The sequence below is a fragment of the Pseudomonas sp. GV105 genome (assembly GCF_003058185.1).
Classification (GTDB): Bacteria; Pseudomonadota; Gammaproteobacteria; order Pseudomonadales; family Pseudomonadaceae; genus Aquipseudomonas; species Aquipseudomonas veronii.
Window position 1 is genome coordinate 208,546 of record NZ_QBUF01000007.1, and the last position, 14,095, is coordinate 222,640.

The 14,095-nt window shown below is 64.0% G+C and carries 10 protein-coding genes and 1 pseudogene; 9 read left to right on the top strand and 2 right to left on the bottom strand.

Annotation, left to right across the window (positions count from 1 at the left end):
• The first annotated feature begins 132 nt into the window (after positions 1–132).
• From C8K66_RS15720 to C8K66_RS15740, 6 genes and pseudogenes are all read left to right on the top strand, one after another.
• Complete coding sequence (locus tag C8K66_RS15720) at positions 133–2,283, top strand: DUF1631 domain-containing protein (RefSeq protein ID WP_108525340.1); 2,151 nt, start codon at positions 133–135, stop codon at positions 2,281–2,283.
• Between the two features lie 61 nt (positions 2,284–2,344).
• On the top strand, positions 2,345–2,908 hold the full coding sequence (gene ampD / locus C8K66_RS15725) for a 1,6-anhydro-N-acetylmuramyl-L-alanine amidase AmpD (protein ID WP_017845463.1): 564 nt from the start codon (positions 2,345–2,347) through the stop codon (positions 2,906–2,908).
• Positions 2,905–3,741, top strand: a complete 837-nt coding sequence (gene ampE, locus C8K66_RS15730; RefSeq protein WP_108525342.1) for a regulatory signaling modulator protein AmpE — start codon at positions 2,905–2,907, stop codon at positions 3,739–3,741. The genes ampD and ampE overlap by 4 nt, the downstream gene beginning before the upstream one ends.
• A gap of 1,132 nt (positions 3,742–4,873) precedes the next feature.
• Positions 4,874–5,077, top strand: a pseudogene (locus C8K66_RS31650) (HAMP domain-containing protein); the annotation flags it as partial.
• Positions 5,078–5,230: 153 nt separating this feature from the next.
• Positions 5,231–5,935: a methyl-accepting chemotaxis protein gene (locus C8K66_RS31655; RefSeq protein WP_370737529.1), complete on the top strand. Its 705-nt coding sequence runs from the start codon at positions 5,231–5,233 to the stop codon at positions 5,933–5,935.
• Positions 5,936–6,061: 126 nt separating this feature from the next.
• Positions 6,062–6,490 (top strand): hypothetical protein, encoded by a 429-nt coding sequence (locus C8K66_RS15740; RefSeq protein ID WP_017845460.1) that lies wholly within the window; start codon positions 6,062–6,064, stop codon positions 6,488–6,490.
• On the opposite strand, the gene C8K66_RS15745 is transcribed toward C8K66_RS15740, so the two are convergent.
• The gene (locus C8K66_RS15745; protein ID WP_046384722.1) at positions 6,437–7,213 is read right to left on the bottom strand and encodes a TatD family hydrolase; all 777 of its coding nucleotides are present in this window, start codon (positions 7,211–7,213) and stop codon (positions 6,437–6,439) included. The genes C8K66_RS15740 and C8K66_RS15745 overlap by 54 nt on opposite strands.
• Positions 7,214–7,215: 2 nt before the next feature.
• Positions 7,216–8,211 carry a catabolite repressor/activator gene (gene cra / locus C8K66_RS15750; RefSeq protein ID WP_017845458.1) on the bottom strand — a complete coding sequence of 332 codons (996 nt, stop codon included), beginning with the start codon at positions 8,209–8,211 and terminating at the stop codon, positions 7,216–7,218.
• Positions 8,212–8,506: 295 nt separating this feature from the next.
• On the opposite strand from cra, the gene ptsP reads away from it, so the two are divergent.
• Genes ptsP through C8K66_RS15765 form a run of 3 tightly spaced genes read left to right on the top strand, consistent with a single transcriptional unit; the run spans position 8,507 to position 14,037 of the window.
• On the top strand, positions 8,507–11,365 hold the full coding sequence (ptsP, locus tag C8K66_RS15755; RefSeq protein ID WP_108525346.1) for a phosphoenolpyruvate--protein phosphotransferase: 2,859 nt from the start codon (positions 8,507–8,509) through the stop codon (positions 11,363–11,365).
• Positions 11,366–12,307 carry a 1-phosphofructokinase gene (gene pfkB / locus C8K66_RS15760; RefSeq protein WP_046384720.1) on the top strand — a complete coding sequence of 314 codons (942 nt, stop codon included), beginning with the start codon at positions 11,366–11,368 and terminating at the stop codon, positions 12,305–12,307.
• Positions 12,308–12,318: 11 nt separating this feature from the next.
• The gene (locus tag C8K66_RS15765) at positions 12,319–14,037 is read left to right on the top strand and encodes a PTS fructose-like transporter subunit IIB (RefSeq protein WP_017845455.1); all 1,719 of its coding nucleotides are present in this window, start codon (positions 12,319–12,321) and stop codon (positions 14,035–14,037) included.
• Positions 14,038–14,095 lie beyond the last annotated feature (58 nt).

Consider the following 14,095-nt stretch of genomic DNA (forward strand, 5'->3'; position numbering starts at 1 on the left):
TTTGCAAGATAATCTCGCGCCTTGCAATTGGCGTCATAGCTTTGACGTCCTGGTGGTAACCGGATATTCGCAGTGCCCAACTGGGCCTGCCCCGACTTTGCCCTACCCACACCGCCGTTTCAGGAGGCCTGGATGCACAACGACGGAAAGGTGGTGCCGATCAATAAGGCACAGACCACGCCATCGCCGCTCGCGCGCCTACCGGTGGTGTTGCTGCAGGTTCGCGACAAGGCTGCGCAGCAACTGCAGCAAGGTTTGCAGGAGCTGTTCGATAACGCCGACGACACCCTGTTCGAAATGGCCGACAAGGCCCTTAACAACGTCGACCACCATATTTTCTTTGAAGCCATGCGCGACCTGCGTCTCAAGCGCAAGAATTTCGAGCGCGTGTTCATGGGGCAACTGTTCGAGGCCTTCGCCAACCTGGGCGGGGCAGGGCGCGGTGAACGGCAGTTGGTGCCGGTGGTGTCCTACGACAAGGTGCCCGGCATCCTCAGGGAGGACCTGGAAAAAGCCCTGGCGCTGGAGGCAATGCTCGGGCGGGTGCAGCATCGCGACGGCCTCGCCCTGGGGCAACTGACCACTCGCCTGGGCGCCTTGCTCGGCAGGTCCATGGATGACTGCGAGAACCCCCTGGGGCCGGCGCTGCTGTGCGAGTTTTTCCTGCGCGCGGGGCGCAGCCTGGGCGTGGAAATTCGCGTCAAGCTGGTCATGCTCAAGCTCTTTGAAAAGTACGTGCTCAGCGACGCCGACCACCTGTACGGTGAGGCCAATCAGTTGCTGGTCGCCACCGGCGTGCTGCCTGAACTCAAGGCGGTGCCGGCCCGTCGTTCCGGCGGGCGCGTACCGTGCAAGCACACGCGCGAAGCCCGGTTGCCAAGCGCCGACCAGCCAGTCGACGAAAATGGCGAGCACGCCTTTTCTACCTTGCGAGCGCTGCTGGGCGCCGTGCGCGGCAGTGTCGCGCCGACCCTGGAAGCCAGCGCCGAGCCCCAGCCCATTGCCACCCGCGACCTGCTGCGGCTGTTGTCCCATTTGCAGCAATACGTGCCGGAGCCGGATGTCGAGGACGACTTCGACCTGCGCAACCAGTTGAAGCAACTGCTGACCCGAGTCAGCGTCAAGAGCGGCAAATCCCGGGTCGTGGAAGAGGCCGACGAAGACGTGATCAACCTGGTCGCGCTGTTGTTCGAATTCATCCTCAATGACCACGCCGTCCCGGACGCCTTCAAAGCCTTGATCGCCCGGTTGCAGATCCCGATGCTCAAACTGGCGGTGCTGGACAAGAGCCTTTTCAGCCGCGCCGGCCATCCGGCGCGGCGGCTGCTCAACGAAATCGCCGGTGCCGCCATCGGTTGGAGCCCGGCTGAGGGTAACCCGCGTGACAGCCTGTACCTGCGCATCGAGCAGGTGGTGCAGCGGTTGCTGAATGATTTTGCCGAAGACCCGGCGTTTTTTTCCGAACTGCTGTCGGAGTTCTGCGCGTTTACCGCTGACGAGCGCCGGCACAGTGCATTGCTCGAACAGCACACCCGCGATACCGAGGAAGCGCGCCTGCGTAACGAGGCGGCCCGACAGCGCGTGGCCGACGTGCTGAACCGGCGTTTGCTGGGCAAGGTCCTGCCGCGCTCGGTGGTGCAGTTTGTGCAACAGGCCTGGAGCCAGGTGCTGTTGCTGGCCAGCCTCAAGCACGGTGAGCAATCGGTGCAGTGGCAGGCGGGGCTGCGCACCCTGGACGAGTTGATCTGGAGCGTTAGCCTGCACGACGACACCGAGGCCGGGCGGCATCTGCTGGAGCAGTTGCCGGCGTTGCTCAAGGCCTTGCGCGACGGGATGAGCGGCGCGGGGTTCGACCCTTTCAGCACCCGTGAGTTCTTTGTTCGGCTGCAGGCCTTGCATGTTCAGGCGTTCGAGGGCGGCGAGAGGTTGATCGAGGTGCAGGAGCCCTTCGTGTTCGACTCTGGCTTGCCCGATGCCGCGCAGGACCTGGCCGCGGATGATCCCGACCTGCTCAAGGTGCGCCAATTGCGCGTCGGCGTTTGGCTGGAGTTCCTGGAACCCGAGGAAACCGCTCTGCGCGGCAAACTGAACGCGATCATGGCACCGGCCGATCGCTATGTTTTCGTCAACCGCGCCGGGCTCAAGGTACTCGAGCGCAGCGCCGGCCAACTGGCCCTGGCGTTCAAGCGTGGTGCGTTGCGTATCCTGGACGAAGCCCTGCTGTTCGAACGTGCGCTGGCGACGGTGGCGGGTAACTTGCGTCAACTCAATCGCGGCAAGTGATCGCAACCATAGGGCTGAACGCGGCATACTGGTCAGACTTAGTCACGTTCAAGGAACCTGTATGCAGTTGGACCCCGCCAGCGGTTGGTGCCAGGGTGTTCGTCATTGCCCTTCGCCCAACTTCAACGAGCGCCCCGCAGGTGAAGTCTCGCTGTTGGTGGTGCATAACATCAGCCTGCCGCCGGCGCAGTTCGCCACCGGCAAGGTGCAGGAATTTTTCCAGAATCGCTTGGATGTCACGGAACATCCTTACTTTGCAGGGATTGCCGACCTACGCGTGTCAGCGCATTTTCTGATTGAACGCGACGGAGGGGTGACGCAGTTTGTGTCCTGCCTCGACCGCGCCTGGCATGCCGGGGTTTCCAGCTTCGAGGGGCGCGAAACGTGCAATGACTTTTCCCTGGGGATCGAGTTGGAAGGTACGGATGACCTGCCGTTTACCGATGCCCAATATGCGTCACTGATCGACCTGACACGTCAGTTGCTGGCGACTTACCCGGGCATCACCCGTCAGCGCATTTGTGGTCACAGCGATATCGCCCCGGGGCGCAAGACCGATCCCGGGCCCGCTTTTGATTGGATGCGCTTTCGCAGCGCCCTGCAGGATGGAGGACACGCACAATGAGTTTCCTGGTGTTGGTGCTGGCGGTCTGGATCGAGAAATTCTCGGCCTTGCGCCAAAAGTTGCAGCGCGACGGCAGATGGCTGCGCGAATTGGCCAGATTGGAATCGAGCCCGCGCCTGGGCGAACAGCCCTGGTTGATTCTGGCGCTGCTGGTGTTGCTGCCGGTAGCCGTGGTGGCGTTGTTGCTGCTGATGCTGGAACCGGTGGCCTACGGCCTGTTGGCGCTGCCGGTGCATTTGCTGGTGCTGATCTACAGCCTGGGGCGCGGTGATCTGCTGGCCGGGCTTGGCCCGTTCCGCGATGCCTGGCGGCGCGGCGACCTGCAGGCCGCCGAGCATGTGGCCGAGCGTGACCTGAAGGTCGCTGCCGACAGTGGCGAGCAGTTGCTGGAGGGTGTCCAGGGGTATCTCCTGTGGCAGGCCTATCAGAGCTTCTTTGCGGTGATCTTCTGGTATTTCCTGTTGGGCCCGGTCGCAGCCCTGGCCTATCGCCTGCTGGCGCTAGCCAGCGAACACAGTCAGAACCCTCTGGTGGCCGAGCGTGCCGCGCAACTGCGGCATGCCTTTGACTGGTTGCCGGTGCGCTTGCTGGCGGCGAGCTTCGCCTTGGTGGGCAACTTTGTCGCGGTCAGCCGAGTGATGCTCCACGAGCTGTTGAGCTGGGACATCAGTGCCGCGCAACTGGTGGACAAAGTCGGCCTGGTGGCCGCCGAAATCCTGCCGCCGGTGGTGGGTGCCGACGGCATCAACAGCCTGGATCGCCTGTGGGAACTGCTGCTGCGCGCGGCGGTGCTGTGGTATGCCGGTTTCGCCATCTGGACCGTGTTGCCCTAGCGGTCACGCTCAATCCCTGTGGGAGCAAGCCTGCTCCCACAGCGCGTTAACTTTACGTTACAAAACTCCCTTGCGATTTGAGCTATACAAGTAGAGCGCCAAATAGTGGCTATCTGCCGCCGCCCTGCGCCTCAAATAAAAATAATAGGAAGGGAGTTCACCTGTGAAGAGCTTGCTCTATCCCGCCGTCGCGCTGATGAACCGCCTGAGCTTCGGCATGAAGTTCAGTTTGATCAGCGTGTTGTTCCTGCTGCCGATGCTGGCGACCAACTATTTCCTGGTGCGCGACTCCTGGCGTGAATTCCAGGGCACCCGCATCGAACTGCAAAGCCTGGATTTGCTCGGCAGCAGCCTGGCCTTGCGCCGTGACCTGGAAACCCTGAACAACCAGGTGCAGATCAACGCGACCCTCGGCCAATCCGGCAAGGCGGGCGATCTGGAGGGCACGATCAACACCCTGGAACAGAGTGTGCTGGCGCGCCTGCAAGGCCTGAGCGCGATGGCCACCGACCCCGAGCAAGTCGCCGTCTTCGACGCCAAGCGCGACGAACTGGTCGGCGCCTTCAAGGCACAGCAACAGGAGTCATCGCTACAGAGCAAAAGTGCGCTGATCGGCAAACTGCTGAACAAGGCGCAGATGCTCAGCCAGATCATCGCCAGCCAATCCGGCTTGAGCCGCGACCCCCAGAGTGATCTGCGCCAGCTCAGCGAACTGATCACCGGCGTCACGCCGCAAGTCACCCAGACGTTGGGCGAAGGGCGGGCAATGGGCGCGTACTCCCTCGGCCAGGGTTTTCTCAACTCCTCCTCCAGCACGCGCTTCGACGAGCTGTTGCAGCAGTTGGAAAAACTCCAGGCCGAATACGGCTTGAAGCTGCAGGACGCCCTGGGCTCCAGCAAAGCCGCCCACACAGCGCTCGACAGCCTGGCCAAGGCCAGCAACGCGAGCCTCAAGCAAGGCAGTGAACTGTTTGAAGAGCAGGTGGTGATGGCCGAAACCCTCGACGCACCGTGGCAGGGCTTCTACGACGACGTGAGTCAACTGATGGCCCAGACCTACCAACTCAATGAGGCCACCCTGGGTTTCCTCGGACAGCAGTTGGAGCAACGGCTGACGCAAAACCGCACGCACATGGTCGTACTGGTGTCGGCCCTGGCGGCGGTGTTTTTGCTGATCTTTTATCTGTACGCCGGTTTCTATGCCTCGACGCGTACCACGTTGCGGCGCTTGGGGGCGATGATGGACAAGGTGGCGGCGGGCGATATGACCGTCACGTTTGTCGCCCGCAGCCGCGACGAGTTGGGCGAACTGGGCCAAGTGTTCAATGGCACCGTGGCCAAGATCCACGACCTGATCGAGCGCGTCGGGCACACCGTCAGCCAGGTTGAGTTGCAGGCCGGCCAGGTCGAGGCGATCTCGGCCCGCAGTAACCAGGCGGTCTCCGGGCAGCGCAGCCAGATCGAACAGGTGGCGACGGCCATGAACCAGATGTCCTCCACCGCCCAGGAAGTGGCACGCAGCGCGGCGGCGGCGGTGAGCAGCGCCCATAGCGTCAACGATGAAACCGTCAGCGGCCGTGGCCTGGTGCAGTCCCAGCAAGGCAGCATTGCGCGGTTGGCATCGGAGATCGATGAGTCGGTACGCGTGATCAATCAATTGGCCACCGACAGCCAATCCATCAGCAGCGTGCTGGAAGTGATCAAGAGCATCGCCGAGCAAACCAACCTGCTGGCGCTCAACGCCGCGATCGAAGCGGCCCGCGCCGGGGAGCAGGGCCGCGGCTTTGCGGTGGTGGCTGATGAAGTGCGGACCCTGGCCCGGCGCACCCAGCACTCCACTGAAGAGATCGAGCAGATGATCAGCCGCTTGCACAGCGGTGTCGGCGCGGCGGTCAAGGCCATGGGCACCAGCCATGCCATGGCTGAAGGCACCGTGGGCCAGTCGGAAAAGGTCCAGCAGGCCCTGGAAAATATTCTCGGCGCCGTCGGCATGATCGTGGATCAGAACCAGCAGATTGCCGCCGCCGTCGAGCAGCAAACCGCGGTCGCCCACGACATCGACCGCAACATCGTCGAAATCAACCGCGCCGGAGAGCATGCGGCCGACGGTGCGTACCAGACCGAAGCGGCCAGCCGGCAGTTGTCGCAGCAGGTGATCGAGCTGAAGCAACTGATCGGCGCATTTCGGGTGTAGGGCCTGTTAGTAGGATTTGTCCTTTGTGGTTGTGGTGTTTGTCTTAATTTTGCGACGTATCTTTTCTGGTGGCGTGAATAGGTGAAAATTTGTTTCACCTGGTCACAGTCCCAAGGAGGCACGGCGATGATCGCTGCATTCGGTATCAGAGGGCGCTGCGCCCGATGCGACATGACGTTTGAACTCAAGCCTTGGCAGTTGAACGCGATTGCCATCGACGAACCGTTCGAGTGCGTGTATTGCCAGTCGGGCCTGCAGTTGCGGTGTCGCAAACAGCAGCGTCAATTTCGTGCGCTGGACCAGTGGGCGCTGGTTCGCCCGAGCATGATCATCCTGACCTGCGTGACCTTGCTGGTGGCACTGGTGGCGGAGTGGGTGGGGTTGCTCAGTGTGATCGAGCAGCTCAACCTTTCACTGGTGACGGTGCTGATCCACTGCCTGGTGCTGCGTTTTGCCCGCCATCGGCAACGCATGACCCTGGACCTGCAGGCCGTCAGCCCGCTACCAATTGAACAGCTCGCACGCGTTGCGTGTGCTCGCCTGCGCCAGCGATAACGGGCTCAGGCCCATGCGCTCGGCCAACGCGGCGCAGATCTCGGGCAGGTGTTCCGGGCTGTTGCGCTGGCCGGGGTGCATGGCGGGGGCCATGTCCGGTGCATCGGTTTCCAGTACCACGGCTTCCAGGGGCAGTTGCGCGAGTACTTTGTGCATGCGCAGCGCCTGTGGCCAGGTGGCCGCGCCGCCCAGGCCCAGTTTGAACCCCAGCTTGATGTACTCGCGCGCCTCTTCGCGGCTGCCGGCGAAGGCGTGGATGATGCCGCCCCGTGGCAGGCGGATGCGCTTGAGGGTGGCGATCACGGCGGCATGGCTGCGGCGCACATGCAGCAGGGCCGGCAGTTGGAAATCCACGGCCATCTTGAGTTGGGCTTCGAACAGATGTTGCTGGCCTTCACGGTCGAGGTGTTCGAGGAAGTAATCCAGGCCGATCTCGCCCACCGCGCACAATTGCCGATGGCCCCGCAGGCGGGTCAGCCAGTCGCCCAGGGCCGTCAGGTCGGCGGGGCGATGCTCGTCGAGGTACACCGGGTGCAGGCCGAAGGCTGCGAACAAACCTTCATCGTCTTGCACCAGATCCCACAGTCGTTGCCAATTTTGCTGATACACCCCCAACACCACCATGCGCTTTACGCCGAGTTGGCGGCTGTGCGCGAGGACTTGCCGGCGATCGCTGTCGAAGTCCGGGAAGTCCAGGTGGGTGTGGGTGTCGATCAGCTCCACGCTCAAACCTCGTGAATGCGCTGCTTGAAGGTGCGGCCGATGGCGTTTACGCCGGGTTGATACTGTTGTTCTTCAATCGCAGCCAGGGCCAGGCGCAGCGCGGTGTCGGCGATCAGCTGATGTTGCTGGGCCATGGCATTCACCGGCAGCGGCAGGAAATCCAGCAGTTGGGTATCACCGAAGGTGCCCAGGCGCAGCGGCCGCGTCTTGAGCGGGAAGTCATGCAGTGCGTCGAACACGCCTTGCAGCAGCACGTAGGACGTGGTCACCAGCGCGTCAGGCAAATGCCCCAGGCGCTGCAGTAATTGCTCCATCAGTTGCCGGCCGCAGTCGCGGCTGAACGCCTCGCCGTGTTCGACGATCACTTCACCGCCGAACCCCTGCAGCGCTTCACGGAAACCGGCGGCGCGCGCCTGGCTGATGCTCAGCTCGGGCCGCGCGCCGATCAGCGCGATCTGCTTGGGCAGCGGTTGCAACAGGCTGCTGGTCAGTTGCTGGCAGGCCTGGCGGTCGTCGCTGACCACCGAGCAGAACTGCGCGGGGTCCATCTCCCGGTCGATGGCGATGACCGGCAAACCCTTGGCTTGCAGCTCGCGATAACTGTCGTCGCTGGCCGGCAGGCAGCTGGCAACGAACAGCGCGTCGCAGCGTCGGGCGCGGAACAGTTGCAGCAACTGGCGCTCGCTGTCGGCGTCATCGTCGGAGCTGGCGATCAGCAATTGATAGCCTCGCGCGCGCGCGCCCTGTTCCAACAACTTGGCAATTCGTGCGTAACTGGGGTTTTCCAGGTCTGGCAGGATGAAACCCAAGGTGCGCGTATGCCGGCTGCGCAGTCCCGCAGCCTGGGGGTTGGGCGTGAAACCATGGGCTTGGACCACCGCACGCACGCGCTCGACGGTTGCGCTGCTGATGCGTTGTTGTTCGGCTTTGCCATTGATGACATAGCTGGCGGTGGTCACGGACACACCGGCGAGACGGGCGATATCACTGAGTTTCAAACCGGGATTTCCTTGTTTTCTGGAGCTTGCCCCGACATTTTGTCCAATCGTAACCGATTACTGCAGACGACCAATGTCTCAGCTCAAGTGCCGAGTGGGTCTTCAAGGATGCGCAATTAACGCGTAATCTGCCACGAATTCTAGATTAAACGTTTCAGCAGGCGTATTTTTGCGATGTTCGCTACTGAGTGGCTACTGCCAACCGACTGCTCAGTCAGTTTGTTCATGAACGACTTTAGACTGATTTATTCAAAACAATACCTAGTGCGCCCGACGCACTAACTAGGAGAACGGCATGCTTGAGCTCACCATAGAGCAGATTTCCATGGGCCAGACGGCTGTGGACAAATCTGCTGCCTTGCACCTGCTCGCTGACAAACTGGTGGCCGACGGCCTGGTCGCCGAGGGTTATCTCAGCGGCTTGCAAGCCCGTGAAGCCCAAGGTTCGACCTTTCTCGGTCAAGGTATCGCGATCCCTCACGGCACCCCCGAAACCCGCGATCAGGTATTTTCCACCGGCGTGCGCCTGCTGCAGTTCCCCGAAGGGGTGGACTGGGGCGATGGCCAGATCGTCTACCTGGCCATTGGCATTGCCGCCAAATCCGACGAACACCTGCGCCTGCTGCAATTGCTGACCCGCGCCCTCGGGGAAACCGACCTGGGCCAGGCACTGCGCCGCGCCGCTTCCGCCGAGGCCCTGCTGAAACTGTTGCAGGGCGCGCCGCAGGAACTGGCATTGGACGCGCAAATGATCGGGCTCAGTGTGTCCGCCGATGATTTTGAAGAGCTGGTGTGGCGTGGCGCCCGCCTGCTGCGCCAGGCCGATTGTGTGAGCAATGGCTTTGCCGCCGTGTTGCAGCAGGTCGATGCGCTGCCCCTGGGCGATGGCCTGTGGTGGTTGCACAGCGAGCAGACCGTCAAGCGCCCGGGGCTGGCGTTTGTCACCCCGGACAAACCCATGCGTTACCTCGGCCAGCCCCTCAATGGTCTGTTCTGCCTGGCCAGCCTCGGCGAGGCGCACCAGACCTTGCTCGAACGCCTGTGTGCGCTGTTGATTGAAGGGCGTGGCCAGGAACTGGGCCGCGCCACCAGCAGCCGTGCGGTGCTTGAAGTATTGGGCGGTGAGCTACCACCCGACTGGCCCAGCGCACGCATCGCCCTGGCCAATGCCCATGGCCTGCACGCGCGGCCGGCGAAGATCCTCGCGCAACTGGCAAAAAGTTTTGACGGCGATATTCGTGTACGCATCGTCGATGGCGCGGTGGGCGCCGTGTCGGTGAAAAGCCTGAGCAAGCTGCTCAGCCTCGGCGCCCGGCGTGGCCAGGTGCTGGAGTTTGTCGCAGAGCCGACGATTGCCGACGATGCGCTGCCCGCCTTGCTGGCCGCGGTACAAGAGGGGCTTGGCGAAGAGGTCGAGCCGCTGCCTGTCGCGAGTGCACAAGCCGCCGCCGTGGTGCTCGAACCGACGCTCAGCGCGCCCCTGGCCGGCAGCCAGATCCAGGCCATCGCCGCCGCACCGGGCATCGCCATCGGCCCGGCGCATATCCAGGTGCTGCAACCGTTCGACTATCCGTTGCGTGGCGAGTCCTCGGCCATCGAGCGCCAGCGCCTGCACGCCTCACTGGCCGATGTGCGCGGCGATATCCAGGGCCTGATCGAACGCAGCCAGGCCAAGGCGATCCGCGAGATTTTCATCACCCACCAGGAAATGCTCGACGACCCGGAACTGACCGACGACGTCGACACCCGCCTCAAGCAGGGTGAAAGCGCCGAAGCCGCCTGGATGAGCGTGATCGAAGCCGCCGCCAAGCAGCAGGAATCGTTGCAGGACGCCTTGCTCGCCGAGCGCGCCGCCGACCTGCGCGACATCGGTCGCCGTGTGCTGGCGCAGTTGTGCGGTGTCGAAACCGTCCAGGAACCGAACGAACCCTACATCCTGGTGATGGACGAAGTCGGCCCGTCGGATGTGGCGCGCCTCGACCCGGCCCGCGTCGCCGGCATTCTCACCGCCCGTGGCGGCGCCACCGCCCACAGCGCCATCGTCGCCCGCGCCCTGGGCATCCCCGCCTTGGTGGGCGCCGGCCCGGCCGTGTTGCTGCTGGCCGCCGGTACGCCGTTGCTGCTCGACGGTCAGCGCGGCCGCCTGCATGTCGACGCCGACGCCGCGACCCTGCAACGCGCCAGCGTCGAACGCGACACCCGTGAACAACGCCTGCAAGCCGCCTCGGCGCAGCGCCATCAGCCGGCCCTGACCCGGGATGGGCACGCCGTGGAAGTGTTCGCCAACATCGGCGAAAGCGCCGGCGTGGCGAGCGCGGTGGAGCAGGGCGCCGAAGGCATTGGCCTGCTGCGCACCGAACTGATTTTCATGGCCCACCCCCAAGCGCCGGACGAAGCCACCCAGGAAGCTGAATACCGCCGCGTGCTCGATGGCCTCGGCGGTCGCCCGTTGGTGGTCCGCACCCTGGATGTGGGCGGCGACAAACCGCTGCCGTATTGGCCGATCGCCGAGGAAGAAAACCCCTTCCTCGGCGTGCGCGGCATTCGCCTTACGCTGCAACGCCCGCAGATCATGGAAGCGCAATTGCGCGCACTGCTGCGCTCGGCGGATAACCGGCCGCTGCGCATCATGTTCCCCATGGTCGGCAGCGTCGATGAGTGGCGCGCTGCGCGGGACATGACCGAGCGCCTGCGCCTGGAAATCCCGGTGGCCGACCTGCAACTGGGGATCATGATCGAAGTGCCGTCCGCCGCGTTGCTCGCGCCGGTGCTGGCCAAGGAAGTCGACTTCTTCAGCGTCGGCACCAACGACCTGACCCAGTACACCCTGGCCATCGACCGTGGCCACCCGACGCTGTCGGCCCAGGCCGATGGCCTGCACCCCGCCGTGTTGCAACTGATCGACATCACCGTGCGCGCCGCCCATGCCCATGGCAAATGGGTTGGCGTGTGCGGTGAGCTGGCCGCCGACCCGCTGGCGGTGCCGGTGCTGATCGGTCTCGGCGTGGATGAGTTGAGCGTGTCGGCCCGCAGCATTCCCGAGGTGAAGGCGCGGGTGCGAGAATTCAGTCTGAGCGAGGCCCAGGGCCTGGCGCAACAAGCACTCGCGGTGGGTTCGCCCGCTGAAGTGCGAGCCCTTGTGGAGGCCGTGTAGATGGCAAGGATTTTGACCCTGACGCTGAACCCGGCGTTGGACCTCACGGTACGCCTGGCGCGCCTGGAACCCGGTGAAGTCAATCGCAGCGAGACGATGCTGACCCACGCGGCCGGCAAGGGCGTGAACGTCGCCCAGGTGCTGGCCGACCTCGGTCATCAGGTCACCGTCGGCGGTTTTCTCGGCGCGGACAACCCCCAGGCCTTTGACGCGCTGATCGCGCGCCGTGGGTTTGCCGATGCGTTCATCCGCGTGCCCGGCGAGACCCGCAGCAATATCAAGATCGCCGAACAGGATGGCCGCGTCACCGACATCAATGCGCCGGGGCCGCTGGTCAGCGAGCAGGCGCAGCAGGCGTTGCTCAACCAACTCACGCTGATCGCCCCGGGGCACGATGCGGTGGTGGTCGCCGGCAGCTTGCCGTGCGGTGTCAGCCCGCAGTGGTTCCAGGGCTTATTGGTGCTGCTGAAAGACCTCGGCTTGAAAGTTGCCCTGGACACCAGCGGCGCTGCCCTGCGCGCCGGGTTGCAGGCCGGCCCGTGGTTGATCAAGCCCAATACCGAAGAACTTGCCGAAGCGCTGGACTGCCCGACCGACTCCGTCGACCAACAGGCCCAGGCCGCCGCGCGTTTGCATGCCAGCGGCATCGAGCATGTGGTGATTTCCCACGGTGCCGACGGCGTCAACTGGTTCAGCCCCGGCACGGCGCTGCATGCTACGCCGCCGAAAGTCAGCGTCGCGAGTACGGTCGGCGCGGGCGATTCGCTGCTGGCCGGGATGCTCCACGGTTTGCTCGGTTTCGATCTGCCCGAGACCACCTTGCGCCGCGCCACGGCGATTGCCGCGATGGCCGTCACGCAGATCGGGTTTGGCATCAGCGATGATGCGCAATTGGCGCGTCTCGAAAGCGGCGTCCATGTGCGCCCGCTGACAGAACAATAAGAGGGTTTGTGATGAATTTAGCCATTGTTACCGCCTGCCCGAACGGCATGGTCACCAGTGTGCTGTGCGCCCGTTTGCTCGACGCCGCCGCGCAGCGCCAGGGCTGGAGCACCAGCGTCGAAGTGGTAGACGTGCAGCGCCCGGAACGCCAGTTGTCCCAGGCCACGCTCGATGCTGCCGAGTGGGTGTTGCTGGTCAGCAGCACGCCGCTGGATATGCAGCGGTTTGTCGGCAAGCGTGTGTATCAGAGCACCCCGGCCCAGGCCTTGCAGGACGTCGAGGCGGTATTGCGGCGCGGCGCCGAAGAGGCTCAGGTGTATGTCGCCAGCGAAGCCCCGGTGGCGGCCAAGCAAGCCCCGCGTATTGTCGCGATCACCGCCTGCCCGACCGGCGTGGCCCACACCTTCATGGCCGCCGAAGCGTTGCAGCAGACCGCCAAGCGCCTGGGCTATGACTTGCAGGTAGAAACCCAGGGTTCGGTCGGCGCGCGCACGCCGTTGAGCCCGCAAGCGATTGCCGAGGCGGATGTGGTGCTGCTGGCGGCGGATATCGAAGTCGCCACCGAGCGCTTCGCCGGCAAGAAGATCTACCGCTGCGGCACCGGTATCGCCCTCAAGCAAGCCGAAGCGACCCTCAACAAGGCCCTGGCCGAAGGCACCGTGGAAAGCGCGGCGAGCGGGGCGGTGGCCAAGTCGGAAAAAACCGGGGTCTACAAACACCTGCTGACCGGCGTGTCGTTCATGTTGCCGATGGTGGTGGCGGGCGGTCTGTTGATTGCCTTGTCGTTCGTGTTCGGCATCCATGCCTTTGAAGAAAAAGGCACCCTGGCGGCGGCGCTGAAAACCGTCGGCGACCAGGCCTTCATGCTCATGGTGCCGCTGCTCGCGGGCTATATCGCCTATTCGATTGCCGACCGCCCCGGCCTGGCCCCCGGCATGATCGGCGGCTTGCTGGCCGGGACGTTGGGCGCGGGCTTTATCGGCGGGATTATTGCCGGTTTCCTCGCCGGTTACTGCGTCAAGCTGATCACCGGCGCGGTGCGCCTGCCGCAAAGCCTGGAGCCGCTCAAGCCGATCCTGATCATCCCGTTGCTGGCGAGCCTGTTCACAGGCCTGGCGATGATCTATCTGGTAGGCCCGCCGGTGGCGCGGCTGCTCACCGGGCTGACCGACTTCCTCAGCACGATGGGCACCACCAATGCCGTGCTGCTCGGCATCCTGCTCGGCGGCATGATGTGCGTTGACCTGGGCGGGCCGATCAACAAGGCCGCGTATGCGTTCTCTGTCGGCTTGCTGGCGGCGTCCAGCGGTGCGCCGATGGCGGCGACCATGGCGGCCGGCATGGTGCCGCCGATCGGCATGGGCATCGCGACCTTCCTGGCCCGGCGCAAGTTTGCCCAGACCGAACGCGAGGCCGGCAAGGCCGCGATGATTCTGGGCCTGTGCTTTATCTCCGAAGGCGCGATCCCGTTTGCTGCCAAGGACCCGCTGCGGGTGATCCCGGCCAGCATCGCCGGTGGCGCGTTGACCGGTGCGCTGTCGATGTACTTCGGCTGCAAACTGGCGGCGCCCCACGGCGGCTTGTTTGTGCTGGTGATCCCGAATGCGATGAACCATGCGCTGCTGTACTTGCTGGCGATTGCCGCCGGTAGCGTGTTGACGGGGTTGGTGTATGCGCTGATCAAACGCCCGGAAGCGGTGGAACTGGCGGTCACACCCGCCCAAGCCTGACACCGTTGAACATGTGGGAGGGGGCTTGCCCCCTCCCACATTAAGATCTGCGAGGCTT